Below are 23,647 nucleotides of genomic sequence, written 5' to 3' on the forward strand. Positions count from 1 at the left end.
CTGGGCAAACAAAAAAGCCCGCATTGCGCGGGCTCTTACTGGGTCAATCGTCGCGTGACTACGCGGAAATACCACTGTGGCGCAGCAGCGCATCAGGGCTTGGCTCACGGCCACGGAAACGAACAAACAACGCCATCGGCGCTTCGCTTCCCCCACGACTGAGGATATGGTTGAGGAAATCTTCACCGGTTTCGCGATTAAAGATCCCTTCTTCTTCAAAGCGAGAGTAGGCATCGCTCGACAGCACTTCAGCCCATTTGTAGCTGTAATAACCTGCGCTGTAGCCCCCTGCAAAGATGTGCCCAAACGCATGCGGGAAGCGATTCCACTCCGGTGTGGGCACCACAGAAACCTGCTCACGTACGGCATTGAGCGTTTCCATGATCCGTGGACCCACCTCGGGGTCAAATTGACTGAACAAGCTAAAGTCGAACAAGCTGAATTCGAGCTGGCGCAACATCGCCATCGCTGAATTGAAGTTTTTCGCCGCCAGCATCTTCTCTAGCATATCGTCCGGCAAGGCTTCCCCGGTTTGATAGTGGCCCGAGATAAAGCTCAGCGCCTCTTGCTCCCAGCACCAGTTCTCCAAAAACTGACTCGGCAGCTCTACCGCATCCCAAGGCACACCGTTGATCCCCGAGACATCCGCCACTTCGACTTGTGTCAGCATGTGGTGAATGCCGTGACCGAACTCGTGGAACAGGGTTTCAACTTCGTCATGGGTAAACAGCGCAGGATCATCACCGACCGGTGGGTTGAAGTTACAGGTCAAGTACGCCACCGGCGTTTGTAAGTCACCATTTGTTTTACGGCGACGAACGCGACACTCATCCATCCATGCACCGCCACGCTTATTCTCACGTGCGTACAAGTCTAAATAGAAGCTCCCGCGCAGCGTGCCCTCACTGTCGTGAATGTCATAAAAACGCACATCTTTATGCCACGTATCGACACCTTGGCGTTCGGTTACCGTCATGCCAAACACACGCTTCATGACTTCAAACAGGCCACTTAGCACGCGCGATTCTGGGAAGTAGGGACGTAGCGCCTCATCAGAAATCGCATAGCGCGCCTGCTTGAGTTTTTCGCTGTAGTAAGGAATATCCCAAGGCTCCAGCGTCTCCACCCCAAACTCTTGCTTGGCGTAAGCTTTTACTTCCGCGAACTCTCGCTCACCTTGTGGGCGGGCTTTGCTAACCAGCTCATTCAAAAAGCCCATCACCTGCTCGGGGCTCTCTGCCATTTTGGTCGCCAGCGACAACTCGCTGTAATTGTTAAAGCCCAACAAGCGCGCCAGTTCATATTTTAAACGTAGCGACTCGTTCATCAGCTCGGTGTTGTCCCACTGGCCGGCCTGCGGGCCACGATCAGAGGCTCGCGTTGAGAAGGCTTCATACATTTCTTGACGTAATGCTTGGTTATCGCAGTACATCATGACTGGTAAGTACGAAGGAATATCGAGGGTCAGTAAGTAACCTTGCTGAGATTTACTCTCAGCTTGCGCTTTCGCTGCGTTCAGCGCTGATTCGGGCAAGCCCGCTAACTCACTTTTATCACTCACCAGCTTGCTCCACCCCATGGTGGCATCCAGCACATTGTTGCTAAATGAAGAGGAAAGCTCCGACAAGCGTTTTTGAATTTCACCAAAACGGTGTTGTTGATCGGCAGGCAGCGCAATGCCAGACAGCTCGAAATCACGCAGCGCATCGGTGATGGCTTTTTGCTGGGCCGTATCGAGTGATGAAAAGTCCGCGCTGTCTTTGATGGCTTTGTAGGCGTGATACAAGCCTTTGTGCTGACCGCGCCACGTCGAATATTCCGACAACAGCGGCAGACAGCTTTCGTAGGCTTCACGCAGTGGTTTGCTGTTAACTACCGCGTTCATATGGCTTACTGGCGACCATAAACGGCTGAGACGATCTTCGACTTCGGCGAGCGGAGCACAAACCGTCTCCCAACTTGGCGACGCTTGCTCAGCCGCCTGCTCGACTGCTTGGCGACAATCGGCAATTGCGGCGTCCACTGCCGGCTTAACATGCTCTGGATTGATCGCTGAAAATGGAGGTAAATCCTCAAACTGAAGTAGCGGGTTGGACATAATGCCTTCCTTTTTGCTGACGAGACGCCCGTGGTTCGCGCGTCTAAACGATAAGTGACCTCATGTATATGCCGTCTGAGAGAACGCTTTTCAATCCCCACACTCCAACTTATACAGATTGCGACCGTTACAAAATGATTCTGAGACTGCCGCCACACCACAGGTTTGATAAGCTTACATTCACTCAACCTCAATGGTCAGCGCGGCGCCACTTTACAAGCGACCTGAAACGCGACAAGCTGACCACGAAACAAAAGCCAGAAGCACGCTCGTGCGTATAAGATGGAGAAAGACATGGCGAAGCATTTCGACTACATCTGTATCGGTGGCGGCAGCGGCGGTATTGCCTCTGCCAACCGTGCCGCGATGCACGGTGCCAAAGTCGCCCTGATTGAAGCAAAACACCTCGGTGGAACCTGTGTAAACGTGGGCTGTGTGCCCAAAAAAGTGATGTGGCATGGCGCGCAAGTAGCCGAAGCCCTCAATCTTTATGCCCCGGATTATGGGTTTGATGTTGAAGTGAAAGGCTTTGACTGGTCAACCTTGATCAATAACCGCGAAGCCTACATTGGCCGTATCCACAAAGCCTACGAAAACGTGTTGGGTAAAAACAACATTGATGTCATTCACGGCTTTGCGCGCTTTGTCGATAACAAAACCGTCGAGGTGGACGGCGAACACTACACCGCCGATCATATCTTGATTGCGGTTGGTGGCACCCCTACGATTCCGAACATTCCCGGTGCTGAACATGGCATCGACTCAGATGGTTTCTTTGCCCTTACCGAACAACCTAAGCGTGTCGCCGTGGTCGGTGCTGGCTATATTGCAGTTGAAATCGCAGGCGTACTGCATGCGCTAGGGTCAGATACCCACTTGTTTGTGCGCAAAGACCGTCCGCTGCGAAGCTTTGACCCCTTGGTGACTGACACCTTGGTCGAGGTGATGGAAAAAGAAGGCCCGACTCTGCATACCCAGTCGGTGCCTGTCTCTGTCACCAAAGAAAGCGACGGCAGCCTGACCCTTGCGTTCGAGAACGGCACCACGCATAACACAGACACACTGATCTGGGCGATTGGCCGCCATCCAACCACCGACAAGATCAATTTGGCCGCGACCGATGTACAAACCACCGCGGACGGCTACATTAAGGTAGACCCTTACCAAACCACCAGCGTGCCGGGCATTTACTGTGTCGGTGATATTATGGATGGTGGCATTGAACTCACCCCTGTGGCGGTAAAAGCAGGTCGTCTGCTCTCGGAGCGCCTATTCAATGGCCAGAGCGAGGCAAAAATGGACTATGACCTCGTCCCAACCGTGGTATTTAGCCATCCGCCAATCGGCACTATTGGCTTGACCGAGCCCGAAGCGCGCGCCAAATATGGGGATGACAACATCAAGGTCTACACCTCGACGTTTGCTGCGATGTATACGGCCGTCACCCAGCACCGCCAACCTTGTAAAATGAAACTGGTGTGTGCCGGTGAAGATGAAAAAGTCGTGGGCCTTCACGGTATCGGTTTCACCGTCGATGAAATGATCCAAGGGTTTGCCGTGGCAATGAAGATGGGAGCGACAAAAGCAGATTTTGACAGTGTGGTCGCGATTCACCCGACCGGTTCAGAAGAATTTGTTACCATGCGCTAAACCCGGTATCGGTAAGAGCAACGCCGAGCACTGTGCTCGGCGTTTTTATTTACTCCACTGCGCGCAAAAACGTGCCAAGCCTTCTTTGATATCATCCAACAACACGGACGCGGCATCAGCATTATCCTGTTTTGCTGCCAGCTCCAAGGCTAACGCTTGTTGTTGCAGTTCAATCGCCGCTAGGTTACTGGCACTACCCTTTAGCTTGTGCGCTTCACGTGCCAAGTTAGCAAAATCTGCCGCTGCAATCTGTTGTGCCATGGCTGGAAGCTGCTCCTCAGTCTCTTCGACAAAGATGGTACAGGCTTCATCGAGCAAGGCTTGGCTATCCATCAACCGACTTAAGGCTTCCTCTTTGTCCCACACGCTTGCGTCGTGATCTGTCTTTCCGTGGCTGTCACTCATGCTCAATCCTTTTTTACTGAAGACGGTGATTCACCTACAAGCGACAAGGGCTTGTTGATTAGCTTATCATCACCTTGTTTCTAATCGTTACTAAGCTTAACCGCCTGCGTCTAGCACATTGTAGATGTGGCAAAACTCAGGTCCAATCATGCTCGCTTTTCCCCCAATATCAATAATAGAAGTGAGTGCGAATCATGATGGATATGTTGCCTTGGTTAATCGTTTCTGGCCTGATCGTTTCCGTTATCACCGGTCTGTTGACCGTGTTGATGGTTAAAGGCCTCGATTAATCACCGCTGACTCCATGGGTAACCATGGAGTCTGTTCCTGTATCTTCAGGCTAGGTGTTTTTACTGGCTTTCGCCTTTTTCTTCTCTTTTTTGCTTTTTGCCGTCTTTGTGCCTTTTTTACCCTTTTTCAGGGCTTTTTTGGTTAGCTTTTCACCCTTGGCTTTTTTCTTCACCTTTTTCGTCACTGATTCAGACGATGCAGGCAAAGGCGTAGGTCGACACAAATAGCTTTTATCTCTGGCCACACGCGCACATTTACTGCACGCCACGCAAGGCGGCGAGACAATCGTCGCGAGCAGCTCTAACTCAGCATCCACGTCTCCGCGACGCCACTTACACAGCGACTTAGCCACCTAATGATCCACCGTAAGTGCTGCATTGATATACATATCAAAGCGGTTTTTCTTTGTCGCAATGCTCGAATGGGGGGTCATGCCGGCTAACGGCTCAGCATAATCTGGGCGTTTGACCACCACACGACTGCGTGCCAGTGCCAATGCAGGGTCTAACAGGTTATCTGCATCTGTGTCCGCCCCGACTAAGGATTGAAAGACACGCATTTCTTTTTTGACTAACGCGGACTTTTTTTTATGCGGATACATGGGGTCAAGATAAACCACATCAGGCCGCTGTAGCCCGGGTGTTTGCGCCATCTCGGTGAGAGCCTGCGCACTGCTTGCATGCAACAAGGTCATGCGTGCGCGCATCCAAGTACCGATTTCTTCATCTTGATAAGCGCGCTGCAGTCCATCATCCAACAACGCAGCCACCACAGGATGACGTTCAATCAACTGTACCTCACAGCCAAGCGAGGCAAGAACAAACCCATCACGCCCAAGCCCAGCGGTGGCATCAAGAACACGCGGTGTCACGCCTTTATTTAATCCCACCGCTTTCGCGATCGCTTGGCCTTTGCCACCACCAAACTTACGGCGATGACCGACCGCCCCGTCGACAAAATCAACGTAGACCGCTCCTAATTTAGGCTCATCTTGTTTGCGAAGCTCCAACCGTGTCTCTGTCATCACCAACGCAAACGGCGAATCATCCTCATGAGTGAGTGACCACTTACTTGTTAGCCTTTCAAATTCTTGTTGTTTCTCTGCGACATCACAGATAAGGGTCAGTTGCACGTTGGATCTCCACAGCCAATGATTGGCCGAGTATATCAGAGATGGATTTTTTCCTTCACGCTGTTCTGTGTCTCGGGCCAGCCTCTCACTTGCTGCTCCAGCGGCGCTGGTACACTAAAGTGATAACCTTGTGCGTAATCGACCCCGAGTAAACGCAATTTCTCTAAAATCTCGCTATTTTCAACAAACTCAGCCACGGTTTTTTTGCCCATTTGCTTGGCAAGGTCGTTAATGGCTTTCACCATCGCAAAATCGGTGTCATCCTTGGCAATGTCACGCACAAATTGCCCATCTATTTTCACGATATCGACCGGTAAACGCTTCAAGTAACCAAACGATGAGATACCCGCACCAAAGTCATCGAGTGCAATAAAGCAGCCCAACGCTTTAAGACGTGAAAATAAATCCATCGCACTGGTCATGTTACTGATGGCGGCCGTTTCAGTGATCTCTAAGCAGATGCGTCGGCTGGGTATCACACTGTCTTTGATAGCGTGTACCAAAAATTGCACAAACTCTTTTTGCGCAATGGAGCGGCCGGATAGATTAATCGACACCATACCCAGCTTATCAACCTGATCGGGATGCGCGGCGAACCAGGCCAAGGTTTTCTTCACCACCACCGTATCGAGTTGATGCGCCATGTTGTAGCGCTCTGCGGCGGGAATAAATAGCCCAGGTGAGATCCAGCCACCTTGGGTATCCCGAATCCGAACTAACACTTCCATATAAAGCTTACGCTGGGGTGCGCCGCTAATATTCACAATGCGCTGTGCATACACTTCAAAGCGGTCTGCGGCAATGGCTTCATGAATATGGCTGACATAGGCCATTTCTTGCTCGCGACGTTTCAATTCTTCATCGTCCGGATGATAAAGATGGAGCCGGTTACGCCCCTCATCTTTAGCGGCATAGCAGGCTGTATCAGCTTGGGCATGCACTTGCTGCGGAGAGCCGGCGGTGCGGTCCAGTAAGCGGATCCCTAAGGAACACTCCAACCGCATCCGGCTGTCATGCCAAAAGAACTCACTTCGCGCCAAGGCTGCCAGCAATGATTTCCCCCAACTCACCGCACGGGTAGCATCACAGTGATACACCAAAACGCCAAACTCATCGCCCCCAAGCCTTGATAGTACCGCGCCAGAAGGTAAGTGATGACTTACAATTAACGCCACTTGCTTTAACGCTTCATCCCCCGCTTCATGGCCTGCGGTGTCATTAATCAGCTTAAACTGGTCCATATCGATATAGAACATCGCATGGCACTGATCGTCTTCGCGGGCCTGAACCAAGGCATCGGCCAGCTTCTGTTCAAAATAACTGCGGTTATAGAGACCGGTTAAGTAGTCATGATGCGCTTGGTACATCAGTTGGCTTTCCATCTCACGGTGCGCGGTAATGTCTTCGCCGACCACCAGTATCTGTGCCTGAGTGTGCATGGCGCGAACCGTTTCTCTCACCCACAAGGTCTGGCCCTTTTTGGAGCGATAAGGGATCTCTCGGCGCCAAAGTTGCTCGTCATTGTCTTGTGGGCGGCGCACCATTCGGTGGGGTGGCTCATGCTGCTCGGCATACAACTCAGTGATTTTATGGCCAAGGAGGCTTGATTTGTTGTAACCGAAAAGCTCTGCCGCATATTGGTTGATAGATTGGATCCGTGCTTGCTGATCGACGGTCAGCAAGATCACCGGTTGCTGTTCGTAAAGCATCCGGTATTCAATTTCACTGCGTTGCAGTTTCTCCTCGGTGTGTTTACGTTGGGTAATATCGCGCGCTTCAAACAGAATACGGGGTTGACCGGCTTCACCAGGAAAGCTTTTAACCGCCACATCCAAGATCACTTCGCGGTGCGCCTCACTCAAACACAGTTCAAAACGCCGGGGCTGGGTCGTTTCAGTTAACTTTAGGTGCGACTCTAAGCGTGCAGGGTTACGCCATATCGGCCAAAACCAGAGCGGTCTTGCCTGATATTGGCGAGTTACATCTACCAACTGATTAAAACTGGAATTGCCTGACAGCAGAATCCCATTGCCATCAAGCAAGGCGATAAACTGATTACTCTGGTCGAACACCCCTTTGAGCATAGCGCGGTGACGCATTAGTGCCGACTCACTACGACGCAGCTGACGCACATTGGCCCAAAGCATAACAATGATGCTACCCAACACCAGCACGGACAGAGACACCGCTTGTACGGTTATTTTGTGGGCCTGCCATAACGACCGCGGACGATTAGTGATCACCGCTGAACGTAGATCGCTAATATCCAAATCCCACCGTTTGACCAAAGGGTAATCAAACATGGTGACATTGGTGCTGTCGCGCTCAGCGGGCAGCTCACCCGCCAGCACTTTCAGTAGCAACTCACCTTGGTTCTTACCCTGCTCAACCCCATCAATCACCACACCGCCAATCACCCCGTGGCCGAGCATAAAACTCATCGCCCCGTACACGGGAACGGGCGCTTCACCCACAATGGTTTCGAGGTATTCTTGACGGGTCATGAAGCCGCCTTGGTTGTCGCGAAAGTAAGAAAGATAAAAGACGCCCTCACCCTCATGCATCGCTTGGATACGGTCATGCAGTGCCTGAAACGATAAGTCTGATAGGCGAACCACTTCGATACCCGACAAATCACTGTGCGCTAGCTGCGCTTGTACCACGTTCCAGTACTGACGACTTGAAAAGGTGTTATCCAGCAACAGGTAAACACGTTCTAAATCAGGATGGAGGCGTTTCATCAACGCCAAGTTGCGAGGTAAGTCGACCTCTTCTTTCACCCCAGTCACACGCGGTAGTAGCGGGTAATGTTGGCGGCCAAAGTTATTCAGCCCCGCGTACACCACGGGCGTGTCTCCTACGTAGTCGTGGAGCTCGTGCATCAACCATAGCGCGGCGTTGTCTGTGGTTAAGATGGCATCGAAACGCTGGCTGGCGAGTTTTTGGATATAGAGTTTTTTCAGCTGTTCGCGATAGGCTTGTGATTGGTAACGCTTACTTTCTAAGTAAGTATGCTGGAAGTCGATATCGTGCCCTTGCGTCGCCGTATTTAATCCTTCGACCAACGCTTGATTCCAAAAGAACCCGGGATGATAGGAGTGCACGACCAAGACTTGTTGTTGAGCTGCACTCACGGCGCAGGTACACATCAGTATTAACACGCCAAAAAGGTATTTGATCCCCACGCCCACTTCCTGTTGGTTTATTGGTATCTTCATAGACAACGCGATACCCTACATTAGATGCTCAATTGACTGTCAAGCAACTGAGACAGCGGAAAACATGGCTTAGCTACAACTACAAGACGACAACAATGAACGATTTACCCAAACTGGATGATCTCGATCGTCGTATTCTGTCCACACTCCTCGACGATGCGCGCGTGCCTTACGCGGAAATGGCCAAGCAGTTCCAAGTGAGTCCCGCGACAGTTCACGTGCGCGTGGAGAAAATGAAAGCAGCTGGCATTATCGAAGGTACCGAAATATTGGTGAACACCAAAAAGCTTGGCTACGACGTGTGCTGCTTTATTGGCATCAACCTCAAAGCCGCGCGGGACTATCACTCTGCGCTCGATAAGCTGAATCAGCTTGATGAGGTCGTTGAGGCTTACTACACCACCGGCGCCTATAACATCTTTGTGAAGCTGATGTGCCGCTCCATTGAAGAGTTACAGTTTGTGCTGATTGACAAGCTACAAGCCATCGATGAAGTCCAATCCACCGAAACGCTGATCTCACTACAGAACCCCATCAACCGCAACGTAATCCCCTAATTTTTGCGTGGTGATACGCTTTATCCCTGTATCTATCATGACGCAACCGCCACACAACCAAAAACGCCCTGACCAAATAGCCAGGGCGTGGTTAATCGCGCGGTCTTTTTTTATCCCACGGTCTCTTCAGGACGCGGCGGCAACGGCACACCTGCATCTTCAGCAAGCCACTCGGCAACTTGTTTAGCAAAGTAAGTCAAAATGCCGTCCGCACCCGCACGTTTAAAGCACAAGAGTGATTCCATCACTGTCTCGCGCTCTTTTAACCAGCCATTATCGATCGCCGCTTTGTGCATGGCGTACTCACCAGAGACTTGGTAAGCAAAGGTTGGCACTTTGAGTTCACTTTTCACCCGGCGCACCACATCCAAATACGGCATCCCTGGTTTAACCATGACGGTGTCCGCCCCTTCAGCAATATCCATCGCTACTTCATGCAGCGCTTCGTCACTGTTGGCCGGATCCATTTGGTAATTGGCTTTATTGCCCCCTTTCAGGTTCGCCGCAGAGCCTAACGCATCGCGGAACGGGCCATAATAGTTAGAGGCATACTTGGCAGAGTACGCCATGATTTGGGTATTGATGTGGCCATTTTTCTCTAGTGCGTCTCGAATACGACCGATGCGCCCATCCATCATGTCTGACGGCGCAACAATATCCACACCCGCCTCGGCGTGTGACAAAGCTTGTTTGATCAGCACTTCGGTGGTGGGTTCGTTCATCACATAGCCGTCGTCATCAATGATCCCGTCTTGGCCGTGGATGGTGTAAGGGTCCAACGCCACATCAGTGATCACACCCATTTGTGGCACGTGCTCTTTGAGCAAGCGCACCGCGCGTGGCACCAGCCCTTCGGGGTTAAAGGCTTCAGAGGCACAGGCGGTTTTAAATTCCTTCGGGATCACCGGGAATAGTGCAATCGCCGGCACACCTAGCTTGGCCAAGTAATCCGCTTCATACAACAGCAGGTCAATCGACATCCGCTCAATACCGGGCATCGACTCCACCGGCTCACGACGATTTTTGCCCATCAAAATGAAAACAGGGTAAATCAAATCGCTCGCGGACAATGAATGTTCCGCCACCATACGGCGGCTAAAGTCAGTTTTGCGTGTACGACGCAGGCGTCGAGCAGGAAAGGCGCCTTGAATGGATACGCTCACTGTATCCTCCTTTATGTTGCAGACCTGGGCTTTGGGGCAGATGACTGCCTCACTGGGTTGTTCACCCCGTCACTGAATCGAAAAACAGCGCAGGGTGTTTTTTGTTGTACAGTCAATAACATGTTCGACAGACTGTTGGCGAAGCCGTGCTACAGTTTGTGCGATATGGGGCAAATATTTAGGCTCATTACGGCTGCTTTTCGGCCGAGGGCGTATATCGCGGGGCTGCAAATACGGCGCGTCAGTTTCTATCATCAGCCTATCATCTGGGATCCAACTAACCTGCTGCTGTAAGGCTTGTCCACGGCGCTCATCACACACCCATCCGGTGACGCCGATGTATAACCCAGCGTCCAAGCACTCACGTAATGCGCGATCATCGCCAGTAAAGCAATGCAGCACCGCTGCGGGCAGTTTATCGAGCCAAGGGCGTAAAATCGCGAACCAGCGATCGTGCGCATCGCGACAGTGCATAAATACAGGCATCGACAGCTCAGCCGCCAGCGCAAGCTGCGCGTCAAAGACCGCTTCTTGTTGCGGCCGTGGCGAGAAGTCTCGATTAAAATCGAGCCCACACTCACCGATCGCCACCACCTCGGCGCGCTGTGCTAATTGCCGGATAACGGTTAAATCCGCGGGGTCGACAGACTTGGCATCATGCGGATGGACGCCAGCGGTGGCATAGGCAAACGCCGGATAATGGGTGGCGAGATCCGCAGCTGCTTGGCTTTCTTCCAGATTAGTACCTGTCAGCAGCATACCGGTGACGCCCGCTTGCTGCGCGCTCGCAACCACCGCGTTTCTGTCCTTATCAAACCGCGTGCTGGTCAAGTTCACGCCAATATCGATCATTCACTGGCCTCTTGTGATTCCGATGACGCACGTGGCACGTAAAAGCGCGATAGCAACACACCTAGCTCGAACAATAAACACATAGGAATCGCGAGCAAGGTTTGCGAAATCATATCCGGTGGCGTCAGCATCATACCGACTACGAACGCGGCGACGATAACGTATGGGCGTTTTTGACGCAGGCTTTGTGCACTGGTCGCGCCGGTCCAAACCAGCAAAATAATGGCGATGGGAATTTCAAACGCGATCCCAAACGCCAAAAACAGTGCCAAGATAAAATCGAGGTAACTAGCAATATCGGTCGCCACTTGCACCCCTTCGGGCGCTATCGAGGTGAAAAAACCAAACACCAATGGCAGCACCACCCAATAGGCAAACGCGACGCCCGCGTAGAAGAGCAACGAACTCGATACCAATAAAGGCAACACTAACCGCTGTTCATGCTTATACAAACCGGGGGCTACAAACGCCCAAATTTGGTACAAAATCACCGGTACCGCCACGAACACCGATATCACTAACGTCAGCTTTATCGGCGTGAAAAACGGTGATGCCACATCCGTGGCGATCATGCTCGCGCCTTCTGGCAGCTTATCAATCAGCGGCTGTGCCACCACGCTGTATATATCGTTAGCAAAATAAACCAAGCCAATAAAGACGACGAGAATCGCAATGATCGCTCGCAACAAGCGGTTGCGCAGCTCCATCAAATGGCTAATGAGCGGTTGGGTATCATTTACGGAGGACATAGTAACCTTGCTCGTTTATCGCTTATCGGTCGGCGACGGCTCTGAAGACGGTGCCTCAGGGCGCGGTGTCTCTGTCGACGATGCATAAGGGCGTTGGACATCCGCAGCATGCTGACGCAAGGTATCCACCGATTGCTGCAGCTCAGGGTCAAGGTCTTTCATGCCAGCCTGCTCGGCTTTGCGTAAGTTGTCTTGCAGCTCTTTAATTTTAAGCTCTTGCTCGAGCTCGTCTCGAACAGAGCCCGCCATACGCTTCGCTGCCCCCACCCAACGCGACACATTCCGTATCGCGACGGGCAGTCGCTCTGGGCCCAGAACCACTAAGCCAATCACGGCGATCAGCACCAGTTCCCAGAAACCTATATCAAACACGGTTATACCTGCTCTTTATCTTTACGTGCTTGCTCGTTTGTTGACGTCTCAGCCCCAGTATCATCAAGGGTCTTTTGCTGGAAGTCTGCGTCTTTGCCTTTTTGGCTATCTTCGTCGTCGTTCATGGCTTTCTTAAAGCCTTTCACCGCTGAGCCTAAATCGCCGCCCATGTTACGAAGCTTTTTCGTGCCAAATAGCAATACCACAATCACTGCGATAATCAGCAACTGCCAAATACTAATTCCACCCATACTGGTTCCCTTCCACGTGTTGGTTTACATCAATTGAGCGCAGCAGTGTAGCTGCTATTTATTACAGGTTTTATTACAAAGTCGCCAACCCCACAACCAAAAAATCACCGCGCCGCCGGCTGCGACCGAAGGTAAGACCTCTACCTGATTGGCAAACAGTATGGTTGCTGTCAGTAGCAAGGTGGCGCCAATACCGAGCATGTAAGTGGCGCGTGAATGACGTTGCCGTGTTTGCAAATAACTATGATAGTAAGCATCGAGCCGTTGGTTGATTTGTCGCCCTTGACGCAATCCGTCATACACCAGCTCTGGGATCTCGGGGAGCTTCTCAGCCCAAAATGGCGCTTTCTCTTTGACCGCCGCCCACACCGCTTGTGGCCCCACTTGCTGTTTCATCCACGACTCTAAAAACGGCTTGGCCGTGGTCCAGAGATCCAACTGCGGGTAGAGCTGACGCCCCAGTCCTTCGATGTAGAGCAAGGTTTTTTGTAACAGTACCAGCTGTGGCTGCACTTCCATATTAAAACGGCGCGCGGTGTTAAATAGGTTCAATAAAACATTACCGAACGAGATTTCGCACAGCGGTTTTTCGAAAATAGGCTCACATACGGTGCGGATGGCAAACTCAAAATCATCCACATTGGTGTCATGCGGCACCCAGCCAGAATCGACGTGCAACTCAGCGACTTTGCGATAATCACGGTTAAAGAACGCGATAAAATTTTCTGCTAAATAGCGTTTATCGTCACGATTTAAGGTGCCGACAATTCCGCAGTCCAGTCCAATCCACTGTGGGTCATGCGGGTGTTCGTAGGAGACAAACACGTTGCCCGGGTGCATGTCCGCATGGAAAAAGCTATCTCGGAATACTTGGGTAAAGAAGACCTCAACCCCGCGCTCGGCGAGCAATTTCATATCAGTGCCATTCGCTTCCAGCGCTTCGATATCCGACACTTGAATACCATAGATACGCTCAGACACCATCACGTCTTTGCGGCAGTAGTCACTAAATACTTCAGGCACATACAGTGCGGGGTCGTTTTCAAAGTTGCGGCGCAGCTGAATGGTGTTGGCCGCTTCGCGCATTAAGTCCAGCTCATCAAGCAGGGTTTTTTCATACTCGCGGATCACTTCGACCGGCTTTAACCGGCGAGCATCAGGCAGAAAACGCGCCACCAGCCGTGCCACGCGATACATCAAGCGCAAGTCAGCTTGAATCACCGGCAAGATATCAGGGCGAATCACCTTCAGTACCACTTCACGTCCGTTCGATTTTAAGGTGGCAGTGTGCACTTGCGCGATCGACGCGGAGGCGAGTGGGTTAGGATCAAAGTCGCTGAACCAGGTCTCCAGTGGCCCACCCAGCGAAGCTTCGATTTGCGCCTTGGCTTTGTGGCCATCAAACGGCGCGACTTTATCTTGTAGCTGAGCCAACTCGTTGGCGATATCGGCGGGAAAAAGATCACGGCGCGTCGACATCATCTGGCCAAGCTTCACCCACACCGGGCCCAAGCTTTGCAGCGCCAAACGCAGTCGCTCACCCACCGGCTTATCGGGGTGCTGGTTTTTCAACCAAAATAAAGACTGGCGCCCTAGGTGCGCTAAGCGGGTGATCGGCTGCTTAGGCAACAAGGCGTCCAACCCATAAAGCAGCAGGGCGCGAATAATAAAATATAAACGACGAATTTCACTGAGCGTCATTAGGACTCCATCCGTTCAGCCAACTGCTTAAAACGCGCCTCAAGCCTGGCAACATCACTGCGGATCTCATCGACTTGATCCGAAAAGTAAGCCACTTCCAATGGTCCCGGCGCCACGCGCCATTCTTCGGTTAATACCTCGCCAAGGTAGCGCTGCTGACGCGAGGCAAGTTGGTTCGCTTGCTGCCAGCGCTTTTGGGCGTGACTCACCACAGTATGTGCCATCACATCCCCCATATAGGGCGAGAGCCACTCGGCAATATCAAACTGCAACCCGCTGAGCAGTTGCGAGAATTGCTGGGCGACATCGATATCGCCATCAAGCGTCAGCTGATCGGCTTTGATCAGCGCGGTAATATTGGCTTTTTGTTGCAGTTTAGGCAGCGCGGCAAGCGAGAGAGAGAGTGCACAGTCAGGCTGTGCTTCGTAGTGGCTGAGCACATCCACACGTTGGCTGAACGCGAAGACAAATTGCTTATTCCACTCTTGCAAAGAAACGCGAATCGTACGGCCTTTGAGGCGCGCCAAACGGCGCTGGCTATCAGCATCGCGTGTGATCACGCCATTTAATGCTGTCTCCAAGGCGGCACACACGAGAGAATCAAAGGCCATACTGGCTCCTTAGAATTTAAATCCGCGGTGCAGGGCGACAATGCCACCGGTCAGGTTGTGGTAGCTGGTTTGTTCAAACCCGGCTTGTTCCATCATTCCTTTTAATGTTTCTTGATCAGGGTGCATGCGAATCGACTCGGCCAAGTAACGGTAGCTATCTGGATCGTTGACAATAAGCTGGCCCATTTTCGGCAAGACGTGGAATGAGTAGGCGTCATACACTTTGGAAAGCGGTGCGACGACTGGTTTAGAGAATTCCAAGACCAACAGACGTCCCCCCGGTTTGAGCACACGGAACATCGAACGCAAGGCCGCATCTTTGTCGGTGACGTTACGCAGGCCGAACGCGATGGTGATGCAGTCAAAGTGATCATCGGGAAATGGCAACGCTTCTGCGTTCGCTTGTACGTAACTGACATTGCCCACAATGCCTTTATCACGCAGTTTGTCTCGGCCCACTTTCAGCATGGAGTTATTGATATCGGCGAGTACCACCTCTCCGCTCTCACCGACCAGACGCGAGAATTTGGCGGTCAAATCGCCCGTTCCACCGGCTAAGTCGAGGACTTTCTGCCCTGCGCGCACGCCACTGCAGTCAATGGTAAAACGCTTCCATATCCGATGGATGCCCATCGACATGACGTCGTTCATCAGATCATATTTTGCGGCCACCGAGTGAAATACATTGGCTACCATGCTTTCTTTTTCTTGGCGTTTGACTTGCTGAAAGCCAAAGTCGATGGTCTCTTGGTCCTGATGCGTTTGTTTATCTGTCATGTTAATCCCCTAACGTGTTGGCCCTAGTTTACTTTATCGCCCATCCGGACTCCAAGCGCGGGACCAAGTTTCTTCTATTTGTTCACAGACGAAATGTCAGACACCGGATCGTCTTCATCTGCGCCTTGGGGAGAAAAAGAGGTTAATGCCGCATTCGCAAGCGCTGGACTGATATCGCGCTTTACCTCGACGCCAAGGGCTTTAAAGCCTTCGGCTTGGCGAAGAATATTGCCTCGACCTTGGCTGAGCTTATTCATCGCGCCATGATAACTGTCGTTCGCTTTACCCAATGCGCTCCCCAACCCTTCCATATCGCTGACAAATAAACGCACCTTGTCGTAGAGCTTACTGGCTTTCTCTGCAATTTGTTTGGCGTTCTGATTTTGATATTCGTAGCGCCAAAGGTTATTGATGGTACGCAACGCCACCAGCAAGGTGGTGGGGCTGACTAACATAATATTGTTATCCATCGCCTCACGAATCAGACTAGGATCGGCTTCAATGGCAATTTGGAACGCAGGCTCCACAGGGATAAACATCAACACATAATCCAGCGTCTTCACGCCATGCAGTTGGTGATAGTCTTTGCGTCCAAGGCCACGGATGTGGGCGCGGATCGCTTGCACGTGCTCTTTCAACGCCGCATCTTGCTCGACAATGGACTCAGCATTGTAATAACGCTCGTAGGCCACCAATGCCATCTTGGCATCGATCACCACATCTTTGTCTTGCGGTAATTTGACAATCACGTCCGGTTGATAGCGTTTGCCTTGCTCATTCTCAAGGTTCACTTGAGTATGGTATTCGTGTCCTTCACGCAAACCGGATTCTTCTAACACACGCGCCAATACCACTTCGCCCCAGTTGCCTTGCTGTTTGTTATCCCCTTTAAGGGCTTGGGTCAGGTTATGGGCTTCACGGGTCATATCTGCGTTTAATTGCTGCAGATTTTTGATTTCATGAATCAGGGTATGACGCTCTTTGGCGTGTTCGCCAAAACTGTCAGTCACTTGCTTTTTAAACCCTTCCAGTTGCGATTTCAGCGGCCCGAGTAAAGTCTCGAGACTCATTTTGTTTTGCTCATCGACGGAGTGGACTTTTTGTTCAAACACTTGATTGGCAAGCTGCTCAAATTGGGCGCGTAAGCGTTCTTCTGCATTTTCGAGCAACGCTTGTTTTTCTTGTGCAGCGTGTAATTGTTGTTCTGCGCTCGCTTTCACTTCACGAAGTGAAGCCAGTAATTCGGCCTTTTCATCCCGCAAGCTATCAAGTTTTTGCTCCAAACTTTGGTTATGTTGACGCAGCTGCTCCAGCTGTCGCAATTTTTCGGCTGCCGACGTGAGCTTACCGTAATAGTGGCGTAGCTCTTGGCTTAAACGATCACGCTCAACATCCAAGTTATCTAGCTCTTGCTGTTGATGTTCCTGTTGTTGTTGCCAGTGTTCGCGTTGCGCCTCAAAGGCTATTTGCTGCTGATCTTGCTGCGCCTGATACCAATGTTGGTATTGCGCGAGCACGCGTCGATGCACCGCATAACCGAGCACACAGGTACCGCCCGCCCCGAGTAAAAACGCAATAAAATGCAATGAGGTTAACGACAAGCCATCCAGCATAGCGAGGTCTCTATTTTACAGTCAGTTATGTCAGCAAAGGCTAATCGCACACTGGATAAATGTCCAGTCTATCTCAGAGACACGGGATCCCGTAGACTGCCTAAAAACACTGGCATAATCGCAAGGACGCAGCATGCATGATGAGCGCAAGGCGCTGATATTCGCCCTATCAGCCGTCTTACTTTGGTCGACCGTCGCCACCGCATTTAAGATAACGCTACGCTATATGTCGCCCATACAGATGCTGGCCGCCGCCAGTGTCGTCTCTGTGGTGATCCTACTCGTCATTGCCGCGCTCCAAGGCAAATTGGGCGCCATCTGGCCAACCTTTCGCGCGCGACCGGGTTACTACCTCGTATTGGGACTCGTCAATCCACTGATTTATTACTTAGTCCTATTTAAAGCGTACGATCTATTACCTGCCTCATTAGCGCAGCCTTTAAATTACAGCTGGGCCATTACCTTAACGTTGATGGCAGCGCTTTTCTTAGGGCAGACGATTCGTCGTCAAGATTGGATTGCTGCGGCATTGGGGTATTTCGGCGTGGTGATTATTGCCACCAAGGGACAGTTATTTTCGCTGCAATTTGATAGCCCATTAGGGATTGGGTTGGCATTATTATCGACACTACTATGGGCAGGGTACTGGATATTAAATACTAAAAACGCTGCCGATCCTGTAGTCGGGATATTATTAAGCTTTGTCCTTTCGCTACCCATTTCTCTTACTTTGGCGGGGCTAACCGCATCGTGGCAAGGCATTCCATGGCAAGGGTGGCTCGCGGTGAGTTACGTCGGTCTTTTCGAAATGGGCGTGACATTTATGCTGTGGCTTAGCGCAATGAAATATACTCAGAATACCTCTCGGATCAGTAATCTGATATTTATATCACCGTTTATTTCGCTGCTATTACTCGCCACCATTATTGGTGAGACCATTCATCTAAGCACGTTAATTGGTTTGATGTGTATTGTGGTGGGATTATTAATTCAACAGCGCACAGGCAAGCGTGGCAAACCGTCCGCTGCCAGTGCGTCGTCATAGTCATTCATGTAAAGCTCAGTGGCGTCACCTTATGGGCGCCACAATCACACAGTGTGAACTAAGGGTTAGCCAACTTTACGCTGTGTCATGTACTGATAGAGCTCGTCAGCAGAGAGTCCATCTTGCAGTAAGCCTTGAGTGATTTCTTCAATGCGCTCAGAACGGCGCTCTTCAATCACAGAATTAAATTGGTAAACCAGTTCACGCAAGTATTTCAGTGGCACTTGACGTGCAGCACTGCGTACACGCTCTTCACTTTGGCTACCTAATTCTTGCAGTAATTTGCCAAACATGATTTTTTCTGGCGACTCCTCAAGTTGTTCGAGGACGCGCGCCATTTCGATTGTCGATAATGACATAGTGTGTAACTGACCTTTGAGATAAAAACGAAAAGGAATGAGCGTTAATTCGATTTGCTTAGTAAATATACTCCGAACCACGCACTTTTAGCAAAATAAAAAAACGCTGGCCGGAGCCAGCGAAAAGGGATGATGGGTTGTCGAGACCCCTGCGTTTTGCACGTCTTATTATACTTTGCCAACTGAGACGTTGTTTTTATTGATTTTCTTACCGTTTTACTGTTGCTGCATGCCATTGCTTCCCAACTGGGGACCATAAAATCACGAGACCGGGCAACAAGAGCCACATATGCACTGTCATCAGATCGCTGGCCGATAACCCCAAGCGCTGGGTTAAGCTGACCAAAAGCCCTGCGCCACTCATTTGGAACAATCCCAGCAAGGCTGCCGCTGTGCCAGCACGGTCAGAAAACGGGGCTAAAGCGGCGCCGGCTGACGCGCCTAACACCCAAGCAAAGCCAAATGATGAGGTAAAAATCGGCAACATAAAGGCCCAAGGCGTCGCAATAGAGCTTAATGCCAGCATCAGCCCACCCGAGCCTACCAGCATCATCAAGCCAATATTGAGCGCACGACGGCTACCAAATTTTTCCATATAGCGCGGCGCTAACATCGCCGCGGCAATGTTTAGTGCCGCGTTAGCACCAAACCAAAAAGTGAAGCTGTTCATGGAAATACCGTATCTATCCATCAGCAATACAGGCGCGGAGGTGACATACGCTAAGATCACCGCCATGGCCAGCATGCAAAGGATGATGTGGTAGGTAAATGTTGGTACGCGTAGCACTTGCCAATAACGGCGTACGCTAAATAGTCGACCCGAGGTGTCTGTGTGCGCAGGGCGTGTCTCGGGCAAAAAGACCATAACTAATACCAACCCTAATACCGCATAACCGAGCATAAAGGTGAAGTTAGCGCGCCAGTCAAAGACTTGGGTAAGCCAGCTCCCCAGTAGCGGGGCCAAGGCAGGTACAAAACAAATCGCGCCATTAAGGTAGCTAATCATATGGCCGCTGCGCTCTGCACCGAATCGGTCACGTACCGCTGCAAATGCACACACGGAAGTCGCGCACGCGCCAAAACCTTGCAGCAAACGCGCCACCAGCATCATATCCATCGAGGTGGCGAGCCACGCCATCAAAGAGCTCAGTCCATAGAGCAGTATGCCAATGACGGCTACAGGTTTGCGACCAAAGCGATCAGCCAACGGCCCAGCGAACAGCTGACCTAAGCCTAAGCTAAACATAAACCAAGTGATGGTGTCCTGTACCAACGTCGGGTTAACGTTAAAGTCCCCCGCCATATGCGGCAACGCCGGTAAATAAATATCAATCGCCATCGGGCTAAACAGCACCAGTAACACCATTAAGGCGACCAGTAAGCGATTCGATGTCGGTGAATCAGTGTGTGACATTGGTTACTCCTCTATACAGGCACGCAGTATAGTGGCTTCAGGATATGAACCATAATGGTTTATAGTAAAAGCAGTTATTCCTAAGGAGAATACCTTTAATGGATTTGGACCAGCTGCAGCGTACCGACCTTAACTTATTGGTGTGCTTACATGTATTGTTGGAAGAGTGTAATGTCACGGGGGCGGCAAAACGCCTGCACTTAAGCCAATCGGCAGTGAGTAAAAACTTAGCCCGATTAAGATCGCAATTTAACGACCCGCTTTTTACTCGAGCAGCCCACGGGCTCAAACCCACCGTTCGGGCGCAAGCCTTACAGGCAAAATTACGGGCTTTACTCAATGATGTTGCGGCGATGACCGAGCCGGACCACTTTCAGCCACACTTAAGTGACCGCTGTTTTCGCTTTGCCCTCGTCGAGAGCGCCTACCCATTGCTACTGCCACAGTTTATTGGCGATATGCTGGAAGCGGCTCCAGCTATCACTCTTAATACCGCCGCTTGGGATCAAACCACCTTTGATGGCCTCGCCCGCGGCAATATCGATTTTGGTATTACCGGTAAAGATTTAAATCCCGCCGATGCCATGTTGACCATGATGCCGCCCAAAGGCGTACGCTACCAAGAGCTTTGCCAAGATCACCAGTGTGTGTTGATGCGCGCCGATCACCCGGCGCTCAAGGGCCCATGGGATGAAGCGCGTTACCTTGGACTGCGACATGTACAGGTGAAGTGTGATGGGAATGACCGCTGGCTGTTGGACTATAAACTGGCAGAGCGTAATATTGAGCGTGACATTGCCATGTACGTGCCAGATTTCAACAGTGCGGCGAGCCTGTGTACCTATACCGACCTGGTGTTTACTTCACCAAGCCAGTTTGCGCATTATATTGCCGCGTCGCTCAATTTGGTGGTAAGGCCGTTACCGACGCCAATACCGCCGATGGCGTACACCTTGTTTTGGCATCAAAATCAAGAAAATGACCCGGGGCACCAATGGCTGAAAGCCTTGATTATTTCACGCTGTCAGCAATTTAGCTCAGCAAAATTGCAGCCTATCGCCAATCGCGCTAGGGTCTAACCCACTGGTTTTTTACGCGTGGCCGAACATGGCAAGTTCACCCCATACAAAGAAGGAAGAATAATGGACGCGACCCTTACCAAGCGTATTGAACAGCTAAGACACTGGCTGGCTCAACACGATTATGACGCCCTACTCATCCCCCATGAAGACGAATATCTCGGTGAGTATGTGCCTGAGCACAACGAACGCCTCCACTGGGCGACCGGCTTTACCGGCTCAGCAGGCGCCGCGGTGATCACCCGCGACAAGGCAGCGATTTTTGTTGATGGCCGCTATGTGGTTCAAGTCCGTAAGCAAGTCCCCGCCGGCCTGTTTGACTACTGCCACCTGATTGATGAGCCACCGGTGCAATGGGCCCAGCAACAATTGCCAAAGGGTGCCAAGCTGGCTATCGACGCTCGCATGCATAGCGCTGCTTGGTACAAACGTACCCAACGCGCGTTGGATGGGGCTTTGACATTGGTGAGTGTTGAGCAAAACCCGATTGAAAGCTTGTGGGACGATCGTCCCGCCCCGCTTAATAGCCCTGCCATTTTACTGGGTGAAGAGAAAACCGGCCGCGCCAGCTTAGATAAACGTCAAACCATTGGCCAGCAGTTAGCCGATCAGAATCTTGATGCCGCGGTACTCACTCAACCAGATGCCGTCTGTTGGCTGCTCAATATCCGTGGTCGCGATATCCCACGTTTGCCCGTGGTACTGACCCAAGCGATTATCAAGCAATCCGGTGACGTCACCGTGTTTATCGACCCTGACCGTCTCCCCGAAGGCTTTGATGCACACGTGGGCCAAGGCGTGAGTGTCGCGCACCCTGATAGCCTGGTTGATGCCCTGCAAGCGCTGAGCGGTCAACGTGTATTGGTCGACCCAAACGGTGCCAATGCGTGGACACTGGACACGCTCCAACAAGCGCAAGTCACCGTGGTGGAAGCGCAAGACCCATGTGCGCTTGAAAAAGCGACCAAGAACCCGCAAGAAATCGCCGGTATGCGTGCCTGTCACGTGCGCGATGGTGTTGCCGTGACCCGCTTCTTGGCGTGGTTTGACCGTCAAGTCGACGCCGGTGAACGCCCTGATGAAGCCGTGCTCGCAGACACCCTGTATCAATTCCGCCAACAAGACGATCAACTGGTCGACTTAAGCTTTGATACCATTTCCGCCGCCGGTGGCAATGCGGCCATGTGTCACTATAACCACAACAATCAGCCCAAACCGAGCGTGATTGAGAGCAACAACGTCTACTTGGTCGACTCAGGCGGTCAATACTTTGACGGCACCACCGACATCACCCGTACCGTGCCAGTGGGCGAGTGCAGCGCTGAGATCAAAAAGGCCTTCACGCTGGTGCTTAAAGGGCATATTGCGCTGGCCACCGCGCTGTTCCCGAAAGGCACCTCAGGCAGCCAGCTTGATGCCTTAGCACGCCAGTATTTGTGGCAACACGGCTATGATTTTGACCATGGCACCGGTCATGGTGTCGGGCATTTCTTGGACGTGCACGAAGGTCCGCAGCGCATTTCCAAAGCGCCCAATAGTGTCGCGCTATTGCCGGGCATGGTGGTGTCAAATGAGCCGGGCTACTATCGCGCCGACGCGTTTGGGATCCGGATTGAAAACCTCGAGTTGATTGAAGAAAAGCCCACCGAGGGCGACATGACGATGCTCGGGTTTGCCTCACTCACGCGTGTACCGATCGATCGTCGTTTGGTCGATGTGAGCTTACTCAGCGAGGCGGAAATCCAGTGGTGGAATCGCTATCATCAAACCGTGTGGGATGAAATCAGCCCGCACCTCGATGATCAAGACCAAGCTTGGTTAAAACAAGCGACCGCGCCACTAAGCCGTTAAGTCGCGTCTTCACCGAGTATGAAAAACAAAAAGCGTCCGATTGGACGCTTCAGACTGCTGACAAAGGTCTAGCTTTCGAGCTAGACCTTTGATCTAATAGGAGTGTTGCAATAGGGATGCTCCGGTATGCTTCAAGAACCTTCTCCACACCAATATGAACTTGAAATGGTGACGATGGAACAACTTGTTCCCAAAGACCATCTTGTTCGTAAAATCGACCGCGCCATCGACTTCGAGTTTATTCGAGATGAAGTCGCTCACCTTTATTGCAAAGATAATGGCCGTCCACCCGTTGACCCCGTTCGCTTATTTAAAATCATCCTGCTTGGCTATCTCTTCGGCATCAAAAGCGAGCGCCAGCTTGTTAAAGAAATTGAAGTCAACGTTGCTTATCGTTGGTTCTTGCGTATGTCGCTGACAGAGAAGGTCATCCATGCGTCCACGCTCAGCCAAAATCGA

Annotated in this window: 22 protein-coding genes; 6 read left to right on the top strand and 16 right to left on the bottom strand. The window is 51.5% G+C overall.

Annotated elements, in window-relative coordinates:
* Window positions 1–58: 58 nt before the first annotated feature.
* Complete coding sequence (gene prlC / locus BGK46_RS07735) at window positions 59–2,098, bottom strand: oligopeptidase A (protein WP_069588209.1); 2,040 nt, start codon at window positions 2,096–2,098, stop codon at window positions 59–61.
* Window positions 2,099–2,392: 294 nt separating this feature from the next.
* Between prlC and gorA the strand changes: the two genes are divergently transcribed.
* Window positions 2,393–3,748: a glutathione-disulfide reductase gene (gorA, locus tag BGK46_RS07740; protein ID WP_069588211.1), complete on the top strand. Its 1,356-nt coding sequence runs from the start codon at window positions 2,393–2,395 to the stop codon at window positions 3,746–3,748.
* 45 nt (window positions 3,749–3,793) lie between these two features.
* On the opposite strand, the gene BGK46_RS07745 is transcribed toward gorA, so the two are convergent.
* From BGK46_RS07745 to BGK46_RS07760, 4 genes are all read right to left on the bottom strand, one after another.
* On the bottom strand, window positions 3,794–4,153 hold the full coding sequence (locus BGK46_RS07745; protein ID WP_069588212.1) for an Hpt domain-containing protein: 360 nt from the start codon (window positions 4,151–4,153) through the stop codon (window positions 3,794–3,796).
* A gap of 340 nt (window positions 4,154–4,493) precedes the next feature.
* Window positions 4,494–4,796 (bottom strand): hypothetical protein, encoded by a 303-nt coding sequence (locus tag BGK46_RS07750; protein WP_069588214.1) that lies wholly within the window; start codon window positions 4,794–4,796, stop codon window positions 4,494–4,496.
* On the bottom strand, window positions 4,797–5,576 hold the full coding sequence (locus BGK46_RS07755) for a class I SAM-dependent methyltransferase (RefSeq protein WP_069588216.1): 780 nt from the start codon (window positions 5,574–5,576) through the stop codon (window positions 4,797–4,799).
* A gap of 35 nt (window positions 5,577–5,611) precedes the next feature.
* Complete coding sequence (locus tag BGK46_RS07760) at window positions 5,612–8,794, bottom strand: ABC transporter substrate binding protein (protein ID WP_254659671.1); 3,183 nt, start codon at window positions 8,792–8,794, stop codon at window positions 5,612–5,614.
* 95 nt (window positions 8,795–8,889) lie between these two features.
* On the opposite strand from BGK46_RS07760, the gene asnC reads away from it, so the two are divergent.
* Window positions 8,890–9,351: a transcriptional regulator AsnC gene (gene asnC, locus BGK46_RS07765; RefSeq protein WP_069588218.1), complete on the top strand. Its 462-nt coding sequence runs from the start codon at window positions 8,890–8,892 to the stop codon at window positions 9,349–9,351.
* Between the two features lie 110 nt (window positions 9,352–9,461).
* On the opposite strand, the gene hemB is transcribed toward asnC, so the two are convergent.
* From hemB to rmuC, 9 genes are all read right to left on the bottom strand, one after another.
* Window positions 9,462–10,514: a porphobilinogen synthase gene (gene hemB, locus BGK46_RS07770; RefSeq protein WP_069588220.1), complete on the bottom strand. Its 1,053-nt coding sequence runs from the start codon at window positions 10,512–10,514 to the stop codon at window positions 9,462–9,464.
* Between the two features lie 69 nt (window positions 10,515–10,583).
* The gene (locus BGK46_RS07775; protein WP_069588222.1) at window positions 10,584–11,366 is read right to left on the bottom strand and encodes a TatD family hydrolase; all 783 of its coding nucleotides are present in this window, start codon (window positions 11,364–11,366) and stop codon (window positions 10,584–10,586) included.
* Window positions 11,363–12,115 (bottom strand): twin-arginine translocase subunit TatC, encoded by a 753-nt coding sequence (gene tatC, locus BGK46_RS07780; RefSeq protein WP_069588224.1) that lies wholly within the window; start codon window positions 12,113–12,115, stop codon window positions 11,363–11,365. The genes BGK46_RS07775 and tatC overlap by 4 nt, the downstream gene beginning before the upstream one ends.
* Window positions 12,116–12,130: 15 nt before the next feature.
* On the bottom strand, window positions 12,131–12,487 hold the full coding sequence (tatB, locus tag BGK46_RS07785) for a Sec-independent protein translocase protein TatB (RefSeq protein ID WP_069588226.1): 357 nt from the start codon (window positions 12,485–12,487) through the stop codon (window positions 12,131–12,133).
* A gap of 2 nt (window positions 12,488–12,489) precedes the next feature.
* Window positions 12,490–12,738, bottom strand: coding sequence for a Sec-independent protein translocase subunit TatA (gene tatA, locus BGK46_RS07790; protein WP_069588228.1), 249 nt, complete (start codon window positions 12,736–12,738; stop codon window positions 12,490–12,492).
* A gap of 54 nt (window positions 12,739–12,792) precedes the next feature.
* A complete protein-coding gene (gene ubiB, locus BGK46_RS07795) occupies window positions 12,793–14,439 on the bottom strand; it encodes a ubiquinone biosynthesis regulatory protein kinase UbiB (RefSeq protein ID WP_069588230.1) in 1,647 nt (548 codons plus the stop codon).
* Window positions 14,439–15,050, bottom strand: a complete 612-nt coding sequence (locus BGK46_RS07800) for a ubiquinone biosynthesis accessory factor UbiJ (protein WP_069588232.1) — start codon at window positions 15,048–15,050, stop codon at window positions 14,439–14,441. Before BGK46_RS07800 ends, ubiB begins: the two co-directional genes overlap by 1 nt.
* 9 nt (window positions 15,051–15,059) lie before the next feature.
* Window positions 15,060–15,827 carry a bifunctional demethylmenaquinone methyltransferase/2-methoxy-6-polyprenyl-1,4-benzoquinol methylase UbiE gene (ubiE, locus tag BGK46_RS07805; protein WP_069588234.1) on the bottom strand — a complete coding sequence of 256 codons (768 nt, stop codon included), beginning with the start codon at window positions 15,825–15,827 and terminating at the stop codon, window positions 15,060–15,062.
* A 74-nt stretch (window positions 15,828–15,901) separates the two neighbouring features.
* The gene (rmuC, locus tag BGK46_RS07810; protein ID WP_084781327.1) at window positions 15,902–17,440 is read right to left on the bottom strand and encodes a DNA recombination protein RmuC; all 1,539 of its coding nucleotides are present in this window, start codon (window positions 17,438–17,440) and stop codon (window positions 15,902–15,904) included.
* Between the two features lie 133 nt (window positions 17,441–17,573).
* On the opposite strand from rmuC, the gene BGK46_RS07815 reads away from it, so the two are divergent.
* Entirely contained in the window at window positions 17,574–18,485 is a 912-nt protein-coding gene (locus tag BGK46_RS07815) for a DMT family transporter (protein WP_069588236.1), read from the top strand.
* Window positions 18,486–18,550: 65 nt separating this feature from the next.
* On the opposite strand, the gene BGK46_RS07820 is transcribed toward BGK46_RS07815, so the two are convergent.
* Both BGK46_RS07820 and BGK46_RS07825 read right to left on the bottom strand, forming a co-directional pair.
* Window positions 18,551–18,844 carry a hypothetical protein gene (locus BGK46_RS07820; RefSeq protein ID WP_069588237.1) on the bottom strand — a complete coding sequence of 98 codons (294 nt, stop codon included), beginning with the start codon at window positions 18,842–18,844 and terminating at the stop codon, window positions 18,551–18,553.
* A 208-nt stretch (window positions 18,845–19,052) separates the two neighbouring features.
* Window positions 19,053–20,258, bottom strand: a complete 1,206-nt coding sequence (locus BGK46_RS07825) for a multidrug effflux MFS transporter (protein ID WP_069588239.1) — start codon at window positions 20,256–20,258, stop codon at window positions 19,053–19,055.
* 98 nt (window positions 20,259–20,356) lie between these two features.
* Between BGK46_RS07825 and BGK46_RS07830 the strand changes: the two genes are divergently transcribed.
* The 3 genes from BGK46_RS07830 to BGK46_RS07840 all read left to right on the top strand — a co-directional run.
* Window positions 20,357–21,337, top strand: a complete 981-nt coding sequence (locus tag BGK46_RS07830) for a LysR family transcriptional regulator (protein WP_069588244.1) — start codon at window positions 20,357–20,359, stop codon at window positions 21,335–21,337.
* Between the two features lie 63 nt (window positions 21,338–21,400).
* On the top strand, window positions 21,401–23,188 hold the full coding sequence (locus BGK46_RS07835) for an aminopeptidase P family protein (RefSeq protein WP_069588246.1): 1,788 nt from the start codon (window positions 21,401–21,403) through the stop codon (window positions 23,186–23,188).
* 126 nt (window positions 23,189–23,314) lie between these two features.
* Window positions 23,315–23,647 (top strand): transposase (locus BGK46_RS07840; RefSeq protein ID WP_139130699.1); only part of this gene is annotated, 333 nt, incomplete at its 3' end.

Origin of the sequence: Salinivibrio sp. SS2 (genome assembly GCF_001722075.1) — a bacterium.
In the GTDB taxonomy this organism is placed as follows: Bacteria; Pseudomonadota; Gammaproteobacteria; order Enterobacterales; family Vibrionaceae; genus Salinivibrio; species Salinivibrio proteolyticus.

Coding starts and splice junctions, on each gene's coding strand:
- prlC (WP_069588209.1), bottom strand. CDS start 2,098: ATGTCCAACCCGCTACTTCAGTTTGAGGATTTACCTCCATTTTCAGCG.
- gorA (WP_069588211.1), top strand. CDS start 2,393: ATGGCGAAGCATTTCGACTACATCTGTATCGGTGGCGGCAGCGGCGGT.
- BGK46_RS07745 (WP_069588212.1), bottom strand. CDS start 4,153: ATGAGTGACAGCCACGGAAAGACAGATCACGACGCAAGCGTGTGGGAC.
- BGK46_RS07760 (WP_254659671.1), bottom strand. CDS start 8,794: ATGAAGATACCAATAAACCAACAGGAAGTGGGCGTGGGGATCAAATAC.
- asnC (WP_069588218.1), top strand. CDS start 8,890: ATGAACGATTTACCCAAACTGGATGATCTCGATCGTCGTATTCTGTCC.
- BGK46_RS07775 (WP_069588222.1), bottom strand. CDS start 11,366: ATGATCGATATTGGCGTGAACTTGACCAGCACGCGGTTTGATAAGGAC.
- tatC (WP_069588224.1), bottom strand. CDS start 12,115: ATGTCCTCCGTAAATGATACCCAACCGCTCATTAGCCATTTGATGGAG.
- tatA (WP_069588228.1), bottom strand. CDS start 12,738: ATGGGTGGAATTAGTATTTGGCAGTTGCTGATTATCGCAGTGATTGTG.
- ubiB (WP_069588230.1), bottom strand. CDS start 14,439: ATGACGCTCAGTGAAATTCGTCGTTTATATTTTATTATTCGCGCCCTG.
- BGK46_RS07800 (WP_069588232.1), bottom strand. CDS start 15,050: ATGGCCTTTGATTCTCTCGTGTGTGCCGCCTTGGAGACAGCATTAAAT.
- ubiE (WP_069588234.1), bottom strand. CDS start 15,827: ATGACAGATAAACAAACGCATCAGGACCAAGAGACCATCGACTTTGGC.
- rmuC (WP_084781327.1), bottom strand. CDS start 17,440: ATGCTGGATGGCTTGTCGTTAACCTCATTGCATTTTATTGCGTTTTTA.
- BGK46_RS07815 (WP_069588236.1), top strand. CDS start 17,574: ATGCATGATGAGCGCAAGGCGCTGATATTCGCCCTATCAGCCGTCTTA.
- BGK46_RS07820 (WP_069588237.1), bottom strand. CDS start 18,844: ATGTCATTATCGACAATCGAAATGGCGCGCGTCCTCGAACAACTTGAG.
- BGK46_RS07825 (WP_069588239.1), bottom strand. CDS start 20,258: ATGTCACACACTGATTCACCGACATCGAATCGCTTACTGGTCGCCTTA.
- BGK46_RS07830 (WP_069588244.1), top strand. CDS start 20,357: ATGGATTTGGACCAGCTGCAGCGTACCGACCTTAACTTATTGGTGTGC.
- BGK46_RS07835 (WP_069588246.1), top strand. CDS start 21,401: ATGGACGCGACCCTTACCAAGCGTATTGAACAGCTAAGACACTGGCTG.